This window comes from Micromonospora sp. NBC_00617, assembly GCF_045161355.1.
GTDB lineage: Bacteria > Actinomycetota > Actinomycetes > Mycobacteriales > Micromonosporaceae > Micromonospora.
On the sequence record NZ_CP107751.1, the window covers coordinates 1,299,290 to 1,314,273 of the forward strand.

Here is a 14,984-nt window from a genome sequence, read left to right on the forward strand (position 1 = left end):
GCCGAACTATGAAAATCACCTCTGTCGACACGCTGGTCGTCGACTTCTACCGCACGAACCTCGTGATCGTGCGGGTCCACACCGACGAGGGGATCGTCGGGCTCGGTGAGGCCACCCTGGAGGGCAAGGAACGGGCCGTCCAGGGCGCCATCACCGAGCTGGCCGAGGCGGTGGTGGGCCTGGACCCCACAAGCATCTCGAAGATCCTCTACGAGACCGCGCGGGACTGGTACTGGCGAGGCGGGCCGGTCATCATGACCGCGTTGAGTTCGCTGGAGATGGCCCTCTGGGACATCTCGGCGCGCGAGCTCGGCGTACCGGTCTCCCGACTGCTCGGCGGCGCGACCCGCGACCGGGTCCGGGCGTACGCGAATGGCTGGTTCTCCGGCGCCGTCACGCCGGAGGACTACGCGGCCGCCGCGCGCCGGACGGTGGAGTCCGGTTTCCGGGGCCTCAAGTGGGACCCGTTCGAGAACTACGACCTCACCATCAGCACCGCGCAGCTGGACCGGGTGCTCGCCCAGATCGACGCCGTCCGTGCGGCGGTGGGCCGCGATGTCGAGCTGTTCGTCGAGGGGCACGGCCGCTTCGACGTCCGCCACGCGATCAAGGTCGCCAAGGAGATCGCCCAGTTCGACCCGGTGTGGTTCGAGGAACCCTGCCCACCCGACAACCTCGACGCGCTCGTCGACATCCGCCGCGCGTCGCCAGTGCCGATCGCGGCGGGGGAGCGGTGGTACGGCCGGCAGGGCTTCGCGCCGGCGCTGGCCCGCCAGGCGGTCGACTTCGTCCAACCCGACGTGACGCACGCCGGCGGGATCGCGGAGCTGGCCTTCATCTCGACACTCGCCGCGACCAGCTATGTGGGCTTCGCGCCGCACAACCCGAGCGGGCCATTGAGCACCGCCGCGACCCTGCAACTCGGGGCGACGCTGCCCAACTTCCGGTACCTGGAGATCATGGCGACGGATGTGCCCTGGCGTCCGGAGATCACCAACGAGCGACTGGTGCTGACCGCCGACGGTGACATCCTCATCCCGACCGGTGTCGGTCTGGGCATCGAGGTGGATCTCGCCGCGATCGAACAGCATCCGTTCACACCGCACCCGCTGCGGATGTTCCAGGACGCCGTCTACGACATCCGTCCCCGGGACGAGCGGTCCTTCTTCAATCTGGAGAGCGGCTCATGACGGTCCCACGGCCCCGAGGGCGGGCCGCCGGCGCGGACTGGGCCGGGACCGCCGCCGAGGCGTTGCCGGACGATGTGGACGCTGTTCTGATCGGCCGGATCTGGGACCCGTCCGTCGACGGCCCCACGCCCGTGGCCGTGCGGAACGGCGAGGTCATCGACCTCAGCCACCGGTTCCCGACCGTACGGGACATCTGCGAGCTGCCCGACCCCGCCGCGACCGTGGCCGGGCTCGACGGGGCGCGGGTGGGCGACTTCGGGGAGATCCTGGCCAACACGGGGGCCGCGACCCGGGACCGTAATCGGCCCTGGCTGCTCGCCCCGGTGGACCTCCAGGCGCTCAAGGCCGCCGGCGTGACCTTCCCCATCTCGATGATCGAACGCGTCATCGAGGAGCGGGCACGGGGAGATCTGGCGCTCGCGGCCGACATTCGGCAACGGATGTTCGCCGACATCGGTGTCGACCTGCACAACCTGGAGGCGGGCTCGGCCGAGGCGGACCGGCTCAAGAGCCTGCTGGTCGCCGAGGGCATGTGGAGCCAGTACCTGGAGGTGGGGATCGGCCCGGACGCCGAGATCTTCACCAAGGGGCAGATCCTCAGCGCCGTCGGCACCGGCGTTCCGGTCGGCGTGCTCGCCGCGTCGACCTGGAACAACCCGGAACCCGAGATCACGCTCGTCGTCCAGTCCAGCGGCCGGATCGTCGGCGCCACCCTCGGCAACGACGTGAACCTGCGCGACATCGAGGGCCGCTCGGCGCTCCTGCTTCCCCTGGCCAAGGACAACAACGCCTCCTGCGCGCTCGGTCCGCTGATCCGGCTCTTCGACGACCGGTTCGGAATGGATCGGGTACGCGAACTCGAGGTGCGCCTGGAGGTCCACGGTGAGGACGGTTTCCTGCTGGAGGCGGTCTCGGAGATGACCCAGATGTCGCGCGACCCGGAGGAGCTGGTGCGGCAGCTGATCGGTCCGCACCACCACTATCCCGACGGGGCCGCCCTGATGCTCGGCACCATGTTCGCGCCCATCCAGGACCGCGACCGCCCCGGCGAGGGCTTCACCCACAAGGTCGACGACGTGGTACGGATCAGCTGCCCGGCACTCGGCACTCTGGTCAACCGGGTGCGGCACGCGGAGGAGTGCGAGCCCTGGCACTTCGGCGTCCGCGATCTCATGGGCAATCTGGTAAGGAGAGGACTGCTGTGAACGTGGTCAGCACTGTCGATCCGCGCGACGGTCAGCGTCGCGCGACGGATCTCACCGAGACCGACGAGTCCCGGCTGGAGACGATCGCCGGTCAGGCGTCCCGGGCGACGCGGTGGTTGGCCGATCTCGGGAGGCGTGGCCGGGCCGAGCTGCTGGACGCGATCGCCGCGTCGCTGGAGGCCCACCGGGTGGATCTGGTCGCTGCCGCCGAGGCGGAGACCGGGCTGAGCCACGCGCGACTCGACGGGGAACTCACCCGGGCCGCGGTCCAGTTCCGGATGTTCGGCGAGGTGCTGCGCGACGGGGCGTACGTCGAGGCGGCCATCGACCACGCAGCCGACACACCGCTCGGACCTGGCCCGGACGTGCGGCGGATGCTCGTACCCCTCGGGCCGGTCGCCGTCTTCGGCGCCAGCAACTTCCCGTTCGCCTTCTCCGTCGCCGGCGGTGACACGGCCGCCGCGCTGGCCGCCGGCTGTCCCACGGTCCTGAAGGCCCACCCGTCGCACCCGTTGACCTCGCACGCCTCCGCCGCCGCGATCTCCTCGGCCGTCCGCGACCTGGGCGGGCCCGAAGGTGTCATCGCGATCGTGTACGGGGAGCAGGCGGGCCGCTCGCTGGTGCGTCACCCCGCGATCCGCGCGGCCGCCCTGACCGGCTCGGTCAACGCCGCCCGCGCCATCCAGGCGGCCATCGACGAACGACCCGACCCCATTCCCCTGTACGCCGAACTGAGCAGCGTGAACCCGATCGTCGTCCTGCCCGCCGCGGCCGCCGACCGGGGCGACCAGATCGCCGAGGGTCTGTTCGCCTCCTTCACCGCCTCCGGCGGTCAACTGTGCACCAAGCCCGGCCTGGCGTTCATCCCGGCGGACCGGGGCGGTGACCAGTTGGTCGACGCCCTGCGGGAGAAGGTCGCCAACTCGGGCGGCACGGTCCTGCTCAACGAGCGCATCCGGGACGCGTACGAGAGCCGGGCCACGGAGTTCGAGCGGGCCGGTGCCCGGGTCTCGGCACGGGGCCAGGCCGATGCCGGCACGGGCTTCACCGCCGCACCGAGGCTCCTGGAGGTCGATCTGCCGGGCCTGACCGCCGAGATCGCCGACGAGTGCTTCGGTCCGCTCATGGTCGTGGTCCGGTATCACGACGCCACCGAACTCGACGCCGCGCTGGACGCCGTGCCCCCGTCGCTGACCGGCTCGGTCCATCGTGGCTCGGGTGACGACGCCGACGTCGTACGCCGGCTGGTCGACGTGCTCGCCGCCCGCGCGGGTCGCATCGTCTTCGACGGCTATCCCACCGGTGTCCGGGTGTCGTGGGCCCAGCACCACGGTGGACCCTGGCCGTCGACGAACGCCGTGCACACGTCGGTGGGCGCCACCTCGATCCGACGGTTCCTCCGCCCCTTGGCGTGGCAAGACGCCCCGGCCTGGGTCCTTCCCGAGGAGTTGCGCGACGAGTACACCGCCATTCCCCGGCGAGTCGATGGGAGGTTGGCGCCAGCGGCCCAATAACCGCGTCTGCCGGTCTCCTTCGGGGGCCTTTGTGGGTAACCGGGGCTGGCGCGCGAATTTCTTGATGAAACTGAATTCGCGCGCCAGCCGTTGGGGCGCCGCTGAAGCGTGCCAGAATTGTTTTAGACGGCACTTTCTGATCCCGTTCCCCGAACCCATCTTGACCATCAATGCAATTCATGGTGCTGTTTTCGGCAGGCAACGTTGTTAGCGCTCGCCGGGTCGAAGTCGACGCCCGGTAGGGCCACGCTCGACTCCGTACTCCCTGTGGTGGGGAAGCCCCGGCCGCGCACCCCTGGTGGATGCCAGGGTTGCGCGGCCGGGGTGGCTTACGGGGTCACGTCGGTGGCGCGGAGTCGCAGCATGGTCCAGGACGCGGGCGGGAGAGTCAGCTGGACGCTGGCGCCGCTGCCCCGGACCGTGTCGTTGGCGCGCGGCTCAGCGTGGTCCGGACCGTCGGCGGTGTTCTTGGCGTCGAGGTCGGCGCCGCCGACGGTGACGCACTCGATGATCCCGCCCACCTGGGCGCCGGCGACGTCGACGGTCACCTCGGCCGCGGTGTCGATGACCCGGTTGACGAGGAACACGGTCATCTCGCCGGTGCCGTCGTCCCAGGTGGAGACCGCGTCGACCGCGCCGACCGCGCCGTAGCGGTTGGTACTCGTCGTGCTCCCGTCGAGGAGCACGTCGAGGACGGCGCCCTGTGCGTGCCGGGCCGTGCGGGCGAAGGGGTGGAAGATGGTCTGCCGCCAGGCCGAGCCTCCCGGTTCGGTCATGATCGGTGCGATGACGTTGACCAGTTGGGCCTGGCACGCGGCGGTCACCCGGTCGCTGTGCCGCAGCAGGCTGATCAGCAGGCCACCGACGACGACGGCGTCGGCCACGCTGTAGTGGTCCTCCAGCAGGGGCGGCGCGACCGGCCAGTCCTTTCCGCTGGGCGGCGTGGACGGCGCCGCCGACTGGTACCACACGTTCCACTCGTCGAACGCGATCATGATCTTCTTGGTCGACCGGCGGATCGCGCCGACCGAGTCGGCGATGGCGGTGACCGCGTCGATGTACCTGTCCATGTCCTCGCCCGAGGCGAGGAAGCTGGGCAGGTCGTCGTCGACCGGCTGGTAGTAGGCGTGCAGCGAGATCAGGTCGACGTCGTCGTACGCCTCGGTCAGCACGTCGCGCTCCCAGCTGCCAAAGGTCGGCATGCCGAGGTAGGACGAGCCGCAGGCGACGAGTTCGAGATCGGGGTCGAAACGCCGCATCGCCTTCGCGGTCTGCGCCGCGAGCCGCCCGTACTCGGTCGCGCTGCGCTGGCCGACCTGCCACGGGCCGTCCATCTCGTTGCCCAGGCACCACAGCCGGATCCCGTACGGGTCGACAGCGCCGTTGTCGCGGCGTTGGTCGGCGAGGTGGCTCCCAGCGCGGTGGTTGGCGTACTCCAGCAGGTCGACGGCCTCGGCGGTGCCACGGGTGCCGAGGTTGACCGCCATGATCGGGTCGACGCCCGCCTTGCCGACCCAGCGCATGAACTCGTCCAGCCCGAACGCGTTGGTCTCCAGGCTGTGCCAGGCGAGGTCGAGCCGGGCCGGTCGTTTGTCGACCGGGCCGATGCCGTCCTCCCACCGGTAGGACGAGACGAAGTTGCCGCCCGGGTATCGGACCGTGGTGATGCCCAGCTCGCGGACGAGCGCGAGGACGTCGCCTCGGAAGCCGTCCGCGTCGGCGCTCGGGTGGTCCGGCTCGTAGATTCCGGTGTAGACACAGCGACCCAGGTGCTCGACGAACGAGCCGAAGAGCCGGCGCGGCACCGGTGCGACGCGTCGACGTGGATCCAGGAGCAGTCGCGCGGTGTTCACGACAGCCCTCCCTGCTGGTTGCGTCCGGGTCGGACCGGCGGCGCGGCGCGGTGGGGGAGTGGGTTCGTGCGGCCGGCCGAGCGCTCCGGCGCTTCGTCGAGGTGGGTGTTCAGGGCGGGCTCCCTTCGTGCGAGGCCCCGACGTCGAGATCTGCATCGCGGCGCCGGGACCGAGGGGTGGCGGGTCGGTGCGAGCTCTGGACATCGCCATGATCATCGATTACGTTCTCGATCTATGTAAACGTTACCGATTACGTTTGCGTAGGGGAACACGGTGCCCGTGGTCAATCTCCGCGTCGGGCGGCTCCGCAGCACGCCGCCCCCCCGCGGGTGTGGATGTCGTGCCCGCACGCCCGTCCCGGGCGCCGCTGCCGCCCGGGACCGTCGACGGTCACGTCTGTGAGCGTTCACCGACGTCCGGGAATGGTTCCTACGGAGAGTGCCGTCCCGTTGTCGACGGGTAGAGCTGGCGCACATATCGCCGTCCACATCGGCCGCCGGTAGTGGCAACCGATCGCGTTCTTCGGATCGGTTGCCACGGTGGGAAGTTCACCGTGCGAGCATCCCGTTAGGACCTTCCGATCGAGGGTTGCGTGCGCCCGAAAAGGTCTTGTGTTCGTAATCGTTGTCGGTTACGTTGGCAACATCCTGGAAACGTAACCGATAACGATTGCAGTCCAGAGAGAGCGGCATGATTGAAGCCAATGCGCCGGTAACAATGAGTGATGTCGCCCGGGTCGCCGGCGTTTCCACCGCCACCGTCTCGCGCGTGGTCAACGGGCATTACGGCGTCAGCGCCCGCACGATCGCTCGGGTCCGTACCGCCATCGAGCAGCTCGGCTACGAGTCGAGCCTGGTGGCGTCGAGCCTCCGACGCAGCCGCACCAACGTTCTGGGCCTCGTGGCGCACAGCTTCCAGTCGTACACGGCAGAGGTGCTCAAGGGGGTCATGAAGGCTCTGAGTCGCTCCGGCTTCGACCTCATCATCTACGCCAACAGCGACCTCTACGGGTCATACTCGGAGGGTTGGGAGCAGCGGCACCTGACCCGCCTGTCGGGCACCCTCACCGACGGGTGCATCGTCGTCACGCCCTGGGGCGAGGTGCGCAGCCGGACGCCGGTCGTGGCCATCGACCCGGTGCGGGGCTCGACGGCGCCCTCGGTCACCGCCGACAACCTCGTGGGCGCCACCACCGCGGTCGAGCATCTGCTCGGCCTGGGCCATCGGCGCATCGGGTTCATCGCGGGCCGCGACAGCCTGGCCTCGGCGTGGTCGCGGGAGGAGGGCTACCGGGCGGCGCTGTCCGAGGCCGGCGTCCCGGTCGACCCGACGTTGATCGGCAGGGGGGATTTCAACCCCGAGTCCGCGACCCCGTTGGCGCGCGCCCTGCTACGACGAGCGGATCCGCCGTCGGCGATCTTCGCGGCGAGCGACGGGATGGCCCTCAAGGTCCTGGAGGTCGCCAGGGAGCTGGGGCTCTCCGTCCCCGGGGACCTGTCCGTCGTCGGGTTCGACAACATTCCGGAGTCGGCGTTGACCGAGCCGGGTCTGACCACCGTGGACCAGTCGATGTATCAGCTCGGCTACGAAGCCGCGCGGATGCTCAAGTCACTGGTGACGGGCGAGTGGGACGAACCGAACCAGATAGTGCTTCCGACCAGCCTCGTGGTCCGCAGCTCGACCGCAGCACCGAAGAGCGCGGCACGACCGTGACATCCGTCCACGGGCACCAGGGCCGGATCGCTCCCGCTGGAGTGGTCACGTCGGGTGCGCCGGTGGCGAGAGCCGGAAGGGGGTGCACGCAACAGCACGGCGAGATCCACCGATGAGTTGAGCCGGCCAGCGGGTCGCATCCGCTGCCGGCACATGAAAGGAGTGGAGCGTGACAACCGAACATTATCACGGGCGCTTACGCCGTCTGGGCGTACGCCGGCTCTCGGCGGCCTTCACCGCCGGAGTCGTCGCCATCGCGGCCGCCCTGGTCGCGCCGCAACCCGCGACGGCGGACTCGCCGTGGCTGGACGTCTCCCAGGACCGCTACGCCTCGTTCGCCGTTCCGGCCGCGTACGTCCAGGAGCACCTGGGCGCGGTCTCGCAGGTCGTCGTCGAGGGAAACTTCGGTCCGTCCGCCACCTGGGCGGAATTCGGTCTGACCCGTCGCGGTGACGTGTGGTCCGGTGTGCTCGGCGCGCTGAAGCCCGGGCTGTACCAGTACCAGCTCACTGCCGACGACACCAAGACCATCAAGGACCCGACGAACAGCACGAGCGTGGCGTCCAACCCGCTCCTGAGTACCTTCCTGGTCGCGGGCGACTCGGCACGCTGGCTGGCCGACGCCCCTCCCGGTGCCGGCGGCACGGTCGGGACGTTGACCTACCGGGTCCGCGGCGAGCAGCGCTCGGCCCTGGTCTGGACACCACCCGGCTACGCGGCCAAGAAGCCGAAGGGCTACCCCACGCTGTTCCTGGAGTCGGGTGACGGTGTAGTCGCCACCGACTGGCTCGACCTCGGCCGCACGAAGCAGATCCTCGACAACATCTCGGCGGCCGGCGTCATGCAGCCGATGGTGGTGGTGATCGCCGACAGCGCGGACGATCGGGAGTTGAAGGACCTGCGGAAGGCGGTCGCTGACAACTACCGGGTCCTTCGCGATCCGGCGCACCAGGCGATCGCGGGGGTGTCCGACGGTGGCACGCAGGCGCTGGCCGCCGCGCTCGCCAAGCCGGGTCAGTTCGGCTACGTCGGTTGGTTCTCGGGCACGGCGGCTCCGGCGATCGACCGGAAGGACGCCAAGGCGATCAACCGCGACGTCCGGTTGCTGCGCCTCTACACCGGAAACGTCACCGATCCCGCGTACAACGCCACCTACCGGCTGATGAAGGCGTTGGATCGAGCCGATGTCAGGTTCGAGTTCGACGGGGTCAACCCGGACGGCGGCGCGAACTGGACCACCTGGCAGGAGAACCTGGTCGACTTCCTGCCGCGGCTGTTCCGGCACGTGGCGGATCACGGGCCGAGTGCCGGTCACCAGCCGTTGCAGCGGGAGTTCAGCCCGCCGCCGGCCGGCACCACCCCGACGCCGTTCGTCAGCGAGGGCGGGTTCGTCACCTTCGAGACGACCACGGACTTCACGGACGCTCAGCACGTAACGGTGTGGGCCAACATCGCGCCGGGCGGCAGTTGGCTGCGCGTGCCGATGACGCGTGACGGCGACCGGTGGCGGGCGACCGTGGGGCCGCTGAAGCCCTGGTTCTACTACTACCGGCTGATCGTCGACCGGGTTCCGTTCAAGGACGTCTCGAACCCGACGAAGGTGACCTCCGAACCGATGTGGAGCACCTTCCTCCTCCCGGGGCCGGGCGCCCGACTGCTGTCGGACGTGCGGACCGGCCAGGGCGGGAAGGTCGAGAGCATGACCTACACCAGCACGGTGGCGGGGCAGGATCGCACCGCGCTGGTGTGGACCCCACCGGGGTACGACCCGGGCCGGGCGCAGCCGTATCCCGTCCTCTATCTCCAGCACGGCAGCGGCCAGAGCTACACGGACTGGGTCGAGATGGGACGCGCCAAGCAGATCCTCGACCACCAGTTCCTCGACGGCGACCTCACGCCCATGGTCGTGGTGATGGGCAACGGCAACTCGTCGAACTTCAACAAGGAGCTGTTGGAGAACATCGTGCCGACGGCCCGTGCCCGCTACCACATCTCCAGTGATCCGTCCCAGCAGGCGCTGGCCGGCCTGTCGATGGGCGGCGGGCAGGCGCTGGGCGTGCTGCGGGCCTACCCGGGGGAGTTCGCCTACGTGGCGGCCCTCTCGGCCGGCTTCGGCAGCGGCACCGGCGTCGACGTTGCGGCGATCAACAACGGGACGAAGATGCTGCGCCTGTACGTGGGCGACCAGACCGACTTCGTGTACCCGAGCTTCATGGCGTCGCTGACCACGTTGAACACCCTCGGTATCCGCTACGAGTTCGACGGCGTCACCCCCGGCCCGCACGGCTGGGACGTGTGGCAGAAGAACCTCATCGACCTGGCGCCGCGTCTGTTCAAGCGCTAGGAGCCTTCCCAGGCGACGCCACCGGGAGCAGGGTCTCCTTCCCCGGTGGCGCCCGCCAGCGCATCGATGCCTGTGCACCGCCACCTCCGAAGGGAACCATCTCAATGAAGAGAAGACGCATACTCGCCACGGTCGCCATGCTCGCGGCCGGGAGCGGCCTGGTCGCCTGCTCCTCGGACGAGGGCGGCAGCGACGCGAGCAACTGCACGAACACCATCACCAAGCAGAACGTGCCGGTCGTGACGATGTGGGGGTGGTACCCCAACACGCAGCTCGTCGTCGACAACTTCAACAAGCTGCACGACGACGTGCAGGTCTGCTGGACCAACGTCGGGCAGGGCGGCGACGAGTACGACAAGTTCCAGACGGCCATCTCGGCGGGCACCGGCGCGCCCGACGTGATCATGGTCGAGGCGGACCGGATCCCGACCTTCCAGATCCAGGGCGCGCTCGTCGACATCAAGCAGTACGGCTACGACGCGGTCAAGGCCAACTACGGCGAGGGCGCCTGGAAGGACGTGTCGGTCGGCGACGCGGTCTACGGCGTCCCGGTCGACGGTGGCCCGATGGGCATGATCTACCGGAAGGACATCTTCGACAAGTACAAGATCACCCCGCCGAAGACCTGGGCCGAGTACGAGCAGGCCGCGCAGAAGGTGAAGGACGCCGGTGGTCCGCTGTTCGGGGATCTCGGCGCGAACGTCCCGGCGGTCCTGATGGCGCTGCAGATCCAGAAGGGCGCCGCGCCCTTCACCTTCGATCCGGCGCAGCCGAAGTCGATCGGCGTGAAGCTCAACGACCAGGCGTCCAAGGACGTGCTGGACTACTGGGGCGGCCTCGCCAAAAAGGGCCTGATCGGTACGCAGGACCAGTTCACCCCGGAGTACATCTCCGGCGTGATCAACGGCAACTACGCGACGTACATCTCGGCGGCCTGGGCGCCCGGCTACCTCACCGGCGCGGGTGTCGGTAAGGGCCAGGACACCGGCAAGTTCGCGGTGGCGCCGCTGCCGCAGTGGGATTCGGCCAACCCGGTGCAGGTGAACTGGGGCGGATCGGCCTTCTCGGTGACCAAGCAGGCGAAGAAGCCGGAGCTGGCGGCGAAGGTCGCCTACGGGCTCTACGCCGACAAGGAGTCACTCACCGACGGCTGGACCAACCAGATCATCTTCCCGCTGAACCTCACGGCGCTCAAGGATCCCGCGTTCGTCGACCTGAAGGTGGCGTTCTTCGACGGCCAGCAGGCGAACAAGGAGGTCTACCTCCCCGCCGCCGAGGCCTACAAGGGTGTCGCCTACGCGCCCTTCGGTCAGTACTACCTCGACGCCATGACCAAGCAGGTCAGCGAGATCATCAAGGGCTCCGTCACCGGATCACAGGCTGCCGACAAGCTCCAGGACGACGTGGCGAAGTACGCCAAGGAACAGGGCTTCACCGTTCAGTGACCGGATGGGTGGGCCGCGCCGGCACCGGTCGGCCGGCCCACCCACGATCCCCAGCGTCCACGTCCCGGAGACCAAAGATGACACCTCTGACCGAGAAGCGCGCACGGCGTCCCCAGAATGAGACGCGCAAGATCCGTGGCAAGGTGCACCTCCGCGAGCACCTGATGGGGTGGCTCTTCGTCGGGCCATTCGGGGTCGTCTTCCTGGCGTTCCTCATCGCGCCGCTGGCGTACGCGCTGTACCTCAGCCTTTTTCAGAAGAAGCTGATCGGCGGCACCAGCTTCGTCCTCTTCGACAACTACGTGAAGGCGTTCACCGACCCGAGCTTCCTGTCCGGGGCGTGGTTCGTCATCCGCTTCTCGCTCGTCTCCATCCCGCTGCAGATCGTCCTCGCGCTGGTGATGGCCCTCATTCTGGACGCGGTGACCACCCTGTTCGCGCGCTTCTCCCGCCTCATGATCTTTCTTCCCTACGCGATCCCCACCGTCATCGGGGCGGTGATGTGGGGGTTCCTCTACAGCAAGGGCTTCGGCCCGCTCACCGACATCTTCGGGCTGTTCGGCGCCACCGCACCCGACTTCCTGGGCAGCAACCTGATCTTCTATGGCCTGCTCAACGTCGTCACCTGGCAGTGGGCCGGCTACTACATGATCATCCTGTACGCGGCGTTGCAGGGAGTCGACCCGACGCTCTATGAGGCCGCCCGGATGGACGGCGCCGGACGATGGCAGATCGCGACCCGCATCAAGATCCCGCTCATCGCGCCCGCGCTGATCCTGATCCTGGTCTTCTCGCTCATCGGCACCCTGCAGTTCTTCAACGAACCGCAGATCCTGCGCTACCTCGCCGCGGGCACGATCGGGTCCGACTTCACGCCCAACATGTACGCGTACCAGCAGGCGTTCTCGCTCGCCAACTTCAACTACGGGTCGGCGATCTCGTTCGCCCTCGGCGGCATCGTGTTCATCTGCGTGTACGCCTTCCTGTTCTTCACCCGCAAGCGGAGGAGCTTCCTGTAGATGACCGACCGTGTCAGCGTCCGCGCCGGCTCTCGCCGCCCGCAGCGCTATCTCCCTCTGCAGATCCTCCTCGGCTTCCTGGTGATCTATTTCCTCGTGCCGTTCTGGTGGGTCATCGTCAACAGCTCAAAGGACGCGCCGGGCCTGTTCGGTGGCGGCAACACCCTCTGGTTCACCGACCAGGTCGACTACCTCGGCAACCTCAAGCAGCTCTTCACCTACGACGGCGGCATCTACCTGCGGTGGATCCTCAACTCCACCCTGTACGCCATCGCCGGCGGAATCGGCGCCACGGTCCTTTCGGTCATGGCCGGCTACGGCTTCGCCAAGTACCGGTTCGCCGCGCGGCGCTTCAGCTTCGCCGTCGTGCTCGGCGCGCTGATGGTGCCCGCCACCGCCCTGGTCATCCCGACCTTCATCATGTTCTCCCGGCTCGGCATGACGAACACGGTCTGGGCGGTGATCCTCCCGTCGTTGCTCAACCCGTTCGGCGTCTACCTGATGCACGTGTACGCACGCGACGCGGTGCCGGACGAACTCCTGGACGCGGCGCGGGTCGACGGCGCGGGCGAGGTGCGGACGTTCATCCAGATCGCTCTTCCGCTGATGCGCCCCGCGGTGGTCACCGTGCTGCTCCTGTCGGCCGTGGCGTCCTGGAACAACTACTTCCTGCCCCTGGCCATGCTCTCGGACAACCGGCTCTTCCCGGTGACCGTCGGCCTCGGCCTCTGGCAGGGGATCGCCTCCGCGAACAACTCGGGAGGCACCTCGCTGTGGAGCCTCATCATCCTGGGCTCGCTCGTGTCCGTGATCCCACTGGTCATCGCGTTCTTCAGCCTGCAACGACACTGGCGCGGCGGACTGTCCGTCGGAGGCCTCCGGTAGGCCGCCCTTCCCACCAGCTAGGCGGGCGGATGAACAGAAAGGTGTGCTGATGTCGACGACGAATCGATCGCTGCGCAGCGGGCAGTGGTTCGGCGCGGAAGGCCGTAACGGGTTCATCCATCGGTCCTGGATGCGCAACCAGGGTTTCGCGGACGACGTCTTCGACGGCCGCCCGGTGATCGGCATCGCCACCACCTGGTCGGAGCTGACGCCCTGCAACGCCCACCTGCGCGACCTGGCCGAGTCGGTGAAGCGGGGCGTGTGGGAGAGCGGCGGTCTGCCGCTGGAGTTCCCGGCGATGAGCCTGGGCGAGCCGCTCATGCGACCCACCACCATGCTCTACCGCAACCTGCTGGCGATGGAGTTGGAGGAGTCGGTCCGCGCCAACCCGCTCGACGGGGTGGTCCTGCTCTCCGGCTGCGACAAGACCACTCCCGGCCTGCTGATGGGGGCGGCGAGCGTTGACCTGCCGACGCTGATGATGACCGGCGGGCCGATGCTCAACGGCAAGTTCCGCGGCCAGGACATCGGCTCGGGCACCGTCGTCTGGCGCTTCACGGAGGAGATGCGGGCCGGGCGGATGACCGCGGCCGACTGCGCCGAGGCGGAGGTCGGCATGTCCCGCAGCCGGGGCCACTGTATGACCATGGGCACCGCCTCCACGATGGCGTGCGTGACCGAGGCGCTGGGCGTACAACTGCCGGGGGCCGCCGCTGTGCCGGCGGTCGACTCCCGGCGGTACGCGCTCGCGCAGGCCGCCGGCCGCCGGATCGTCGCCATGGTCGACGAGGACCAGCGGCTGTCCTCGGTGCTCACCCGGGAGGCGTTCGAGAACGCGATCCGGGTCAACGCGGCGATCGGTGGCTCCACCAACGCCGTCGTGCACCTGCTCGCGATCGCCGGACGCCTCGGCGTGCCCCTGTCGTTGGAGGACTTCGACACCCTCACCGCCGACGTGCCCATGCTCGTCAACCTCATGCCGTCCGGTGCGTACCTGATGGAGGACTTCGCCTACGCGGGCGGCCTTCCGGTGGTGATGAAGGAGCTCGCCCCGCTGCTGCACACCGACCACGTCACCGTCAGTGGCAGGAGCGTGGCGGAGAACGTCGACGGCGTCCAGTGCTGGAACCGGGACGTCATCGGCACCCTGGAGGAGCCGTTCCAGCCCGCCGGCTCGGGCACCGTCGTGCTGCGCGGGTCGCTCGCGCCGTCCGGCGCGGTGCTGAAGGTCTCCGCCGCCTCCGCCCACCTCCTCACGCACACCGGCCCGGCGCTCGTCTTCGACCGGATCGAGGAGTACGTCGTCGCCGCCGACGACCCGGACCTCGACGTCACCCCCGACACGGTGATCGTCGTCCGCAATGCCGGACCACGCGGCTACCCCGGCTTCCCGGAGGTGGGCAACGTGCCCATGCCCCGCCGGTTGCTCGCCGACGGCATCACGGACATGGTGCGGATCTCCGACGCCCGCATGAGCGGCACCGGCTACGGCACGTGCGTCCTGCACGTGGCGCCGGAGGCTTCCGTGGGCGGACCTCTCGCGCTGGTGCGCACCGGCGACCTGGTCCGAGTCGACGTCACCACGCGCCGCCTGGACCTCCTGGTCGACGATGCCGAACTCGCCGAACGCCGTGCCGCCTGGGAACCGCCACCGCCGGTGGCCGACCGAGGTTGGACGCGGCTGTACAGCGAGCATGTTCTCCAGGCCGACAGCGGCGCGGACCTCGACTTCCTCGTCGGCGGCAGCGGCAGCGCAGTGCCCCGTCACTCACACTGACGGCCCAGGAACGTACGAGGAAACGACTCATGGAAGAAC

At 68.9% G+C, this 14,984-nt stretch carries 11 protein-coding genes; 9 read left to right on the forward strand and 2 right to left on the reverse strand.

Going from position 1 to position 14,984, the window contains the following annotated elements; translation table 11 throughout:
* The first annotated feature begins 8 nt into the window (after positions 1–8).
* The 3 genes from OG505_RS05880 to OG505_RS05890 are packed head-to-tail and all read left to right on the forward strand — an operon-like array spanning position 9 to position 3,909.
* Positions 9–1,190 carry a mandelate racemase/muconate lactonizing enzyme family protein gene (locus tag OG505_RS05880; protein WP_405431563.1) on the forward strand — a complete coding sequence of 394 codons (1,182 nt, stop codon included), beginning with the start codon at positions 9–11 and terminating at the stop codon, positions 1,188–1,190.
* The gene (locus OG505_RS05885) at positions 1,187–2,395 is read left to right on the forward strand and encodes a fumarylacetoacetate hydrolase family protein (RefSeq protein ID WP_405431565.1); all 1,209 of its coding nucleotides are present in this window, start codon (positions 1,187–1,189) and stop codon (positions 2,393–2,395) included. The genes OG505_RS05880 and OG505_RS05885 overlap by 4 nt, the downstream gene beginning before the upstream one ends.
* Positions 2,392–3,909: an aldehyde dehydrogenase family protein gene (locus OG505_RS05890; protein ID WP_405431567.1), complete on the forward strand. Its 1,518-nt coding sequence runs from the start codon at positions 2,392–2,394 to the stop codon at positions 3,907–3,909. The genes OG505_RS05885 and OG505_RS05890 overlap by 4 nt, the downstream gene beginning before the upstream one ends.
* A gap of 329 nt (positions 3,910–4,238) precedes the next feature.
* Here OG505_RS05890 and OG505_RS05895 read toward each other — a convergent pair whose 3' ends face one another.
* Positions 4,239–5,762, reverse strand: coding sequence for an alpha-N-arabinofuranosidase (locus OG505_RS05895; RefSeq protein WP_405431570.1), 1,524 nt, complete (start codon positions 5,760–5,762; stop codon positions 4,239–4,241).
* Positions 5,763–6,310: 548 nt separating this feature from the next.
* Positions 6,311–6,538, reverse strand: coding sequence for a hypothetical protein (locus OG505_RS05900; protein ID WP_405431571.1), 228 nt, complete (start codon positions 6,536–6,538; stop codon positions 6,311–6,313).
* On the opposite strand from OG505_RS05900, the gene OG505_RS05905 reads away from it, so the two are divergent.
* The 6 genes from OG505_RS05905 to OG505_RS05930 all read left to right on the forward strand — a co-directional run bounded on the left by OG505_RS05905 (position 6,531) and on the right by OG505_RS05930 (position 14,945).
* Entirely contained in the window at positions 6,531–7,475 is a 945-nt protein-coding gene (locus OG505_RS05905; protein ID WP_405431573.1) for a LacI family DNA-binding transcriptional regulator, read from the forward strand. The two genes, OG505_RS05900 and OG505_RS05905, sit on opposite strands and share 8 nt — an antisense overlap.
* 169 nt (positions 7,476–7,644) lie before the next feature.
* Positions 7,645–9,819 (forward strand): alpha/beta hydrolase-fold protein, encoded by a 2,175-nt coding sequence (locus OG505_RS05910; protein WP_405431575.1) that lies wholly within the window; start codon positions 7,645–7,647, stop codon positions 9,817–9,819.
* Positions 9,820–9,923: 104 nt separating this feature from the next.
* Complete coding sequence (locus OG505_RS05915) at positions 9,924–11,264, forward strand: ABC transporter substrate-binding protein (protein ID WP_405431576.1); 1,341 nt, start codon at positions 9,924–9,926, stop codon at positions 11,262–11,264.
* A 77-nt stretch (positions 11,265–11,341) separates the two neighbouring features.
* A complete protein-coding gene (locus OG505_RS05920) occupies positions 11,342–12,283 on the forward strand; it encodes a carbohydrate ABC transporter permease (RefSeq protein ID WP_405431577.1) in 942 nt (313 codons plus the stop codon).
* Positions 12,284–13,168 (forward strand): carbohydrate ABC transporter permease, encoded by an 885-nt coding sequence (locus OG505_RS05925; protein WP_405431579.1) that lies wholly within the window; start codon positions 12,284–12,286, stop codon positions 13,166–13,168.
* Positions 13,169–13,217: 49 nt separating this feature from the next.
* The gene (locus tag OG505_RS05930) at positions 13,218–14,945 is read left to right on the forward strand and encodes an IlvD/Edd family dehydratase (protein WP_405431581.1); all 1,728 of its coding nucleotides are present in this window, start codon (positions 13,218–13,220) and stop codon (positions 14,943–14,945) included.
* The last annotated feature ends 39 nt before the right edge of the window (positions 14,946–14,984 follow it).

Coding starts and splice junctions, on each gene's coding strand:
- OG505_RS05915 (WP_405431576.1), top strand. CDS start 9,924: ATGAAGAGAAGACGCATACTCGCCACGGTCGCCATGCTCGCGGCCGGG.
- OG505_RS05920 (WP_405431577.1), top strand. CDS start 11,342: ATGACACCTCTGACCGAGAAGCGCGCACGGCGTCCCCAGAATGAGACG.
- OG505_RS05925 (WP_405431579.1), top strand. CDS start 12,284: ATGACCGACCGTGTCAGCGTCCGCGCCGGCTCTCGCCGCCCGCAGCGC.
- OG505_RS05885 (WP_405431565.1), top strand. CDS start 1,187: ATGACGGTCCCACGGCCCCGAGGGCGGGCCGCCGGCGCGGACTGGGCC.
- OG505_RS05880 (WP_405431563.1), top strand. CDS start 9: ATGAAAATCACCTCTGTCGACACGCTGGTCGTCGACTTCTACCGCACG.
- OG505_RS05930 (WP_405431581.1), top strand. CDS start 13,218: ATGTCGACGACGAATCGATCGCTGCGCAGCGGGCAGTGGTTCGGCGCG.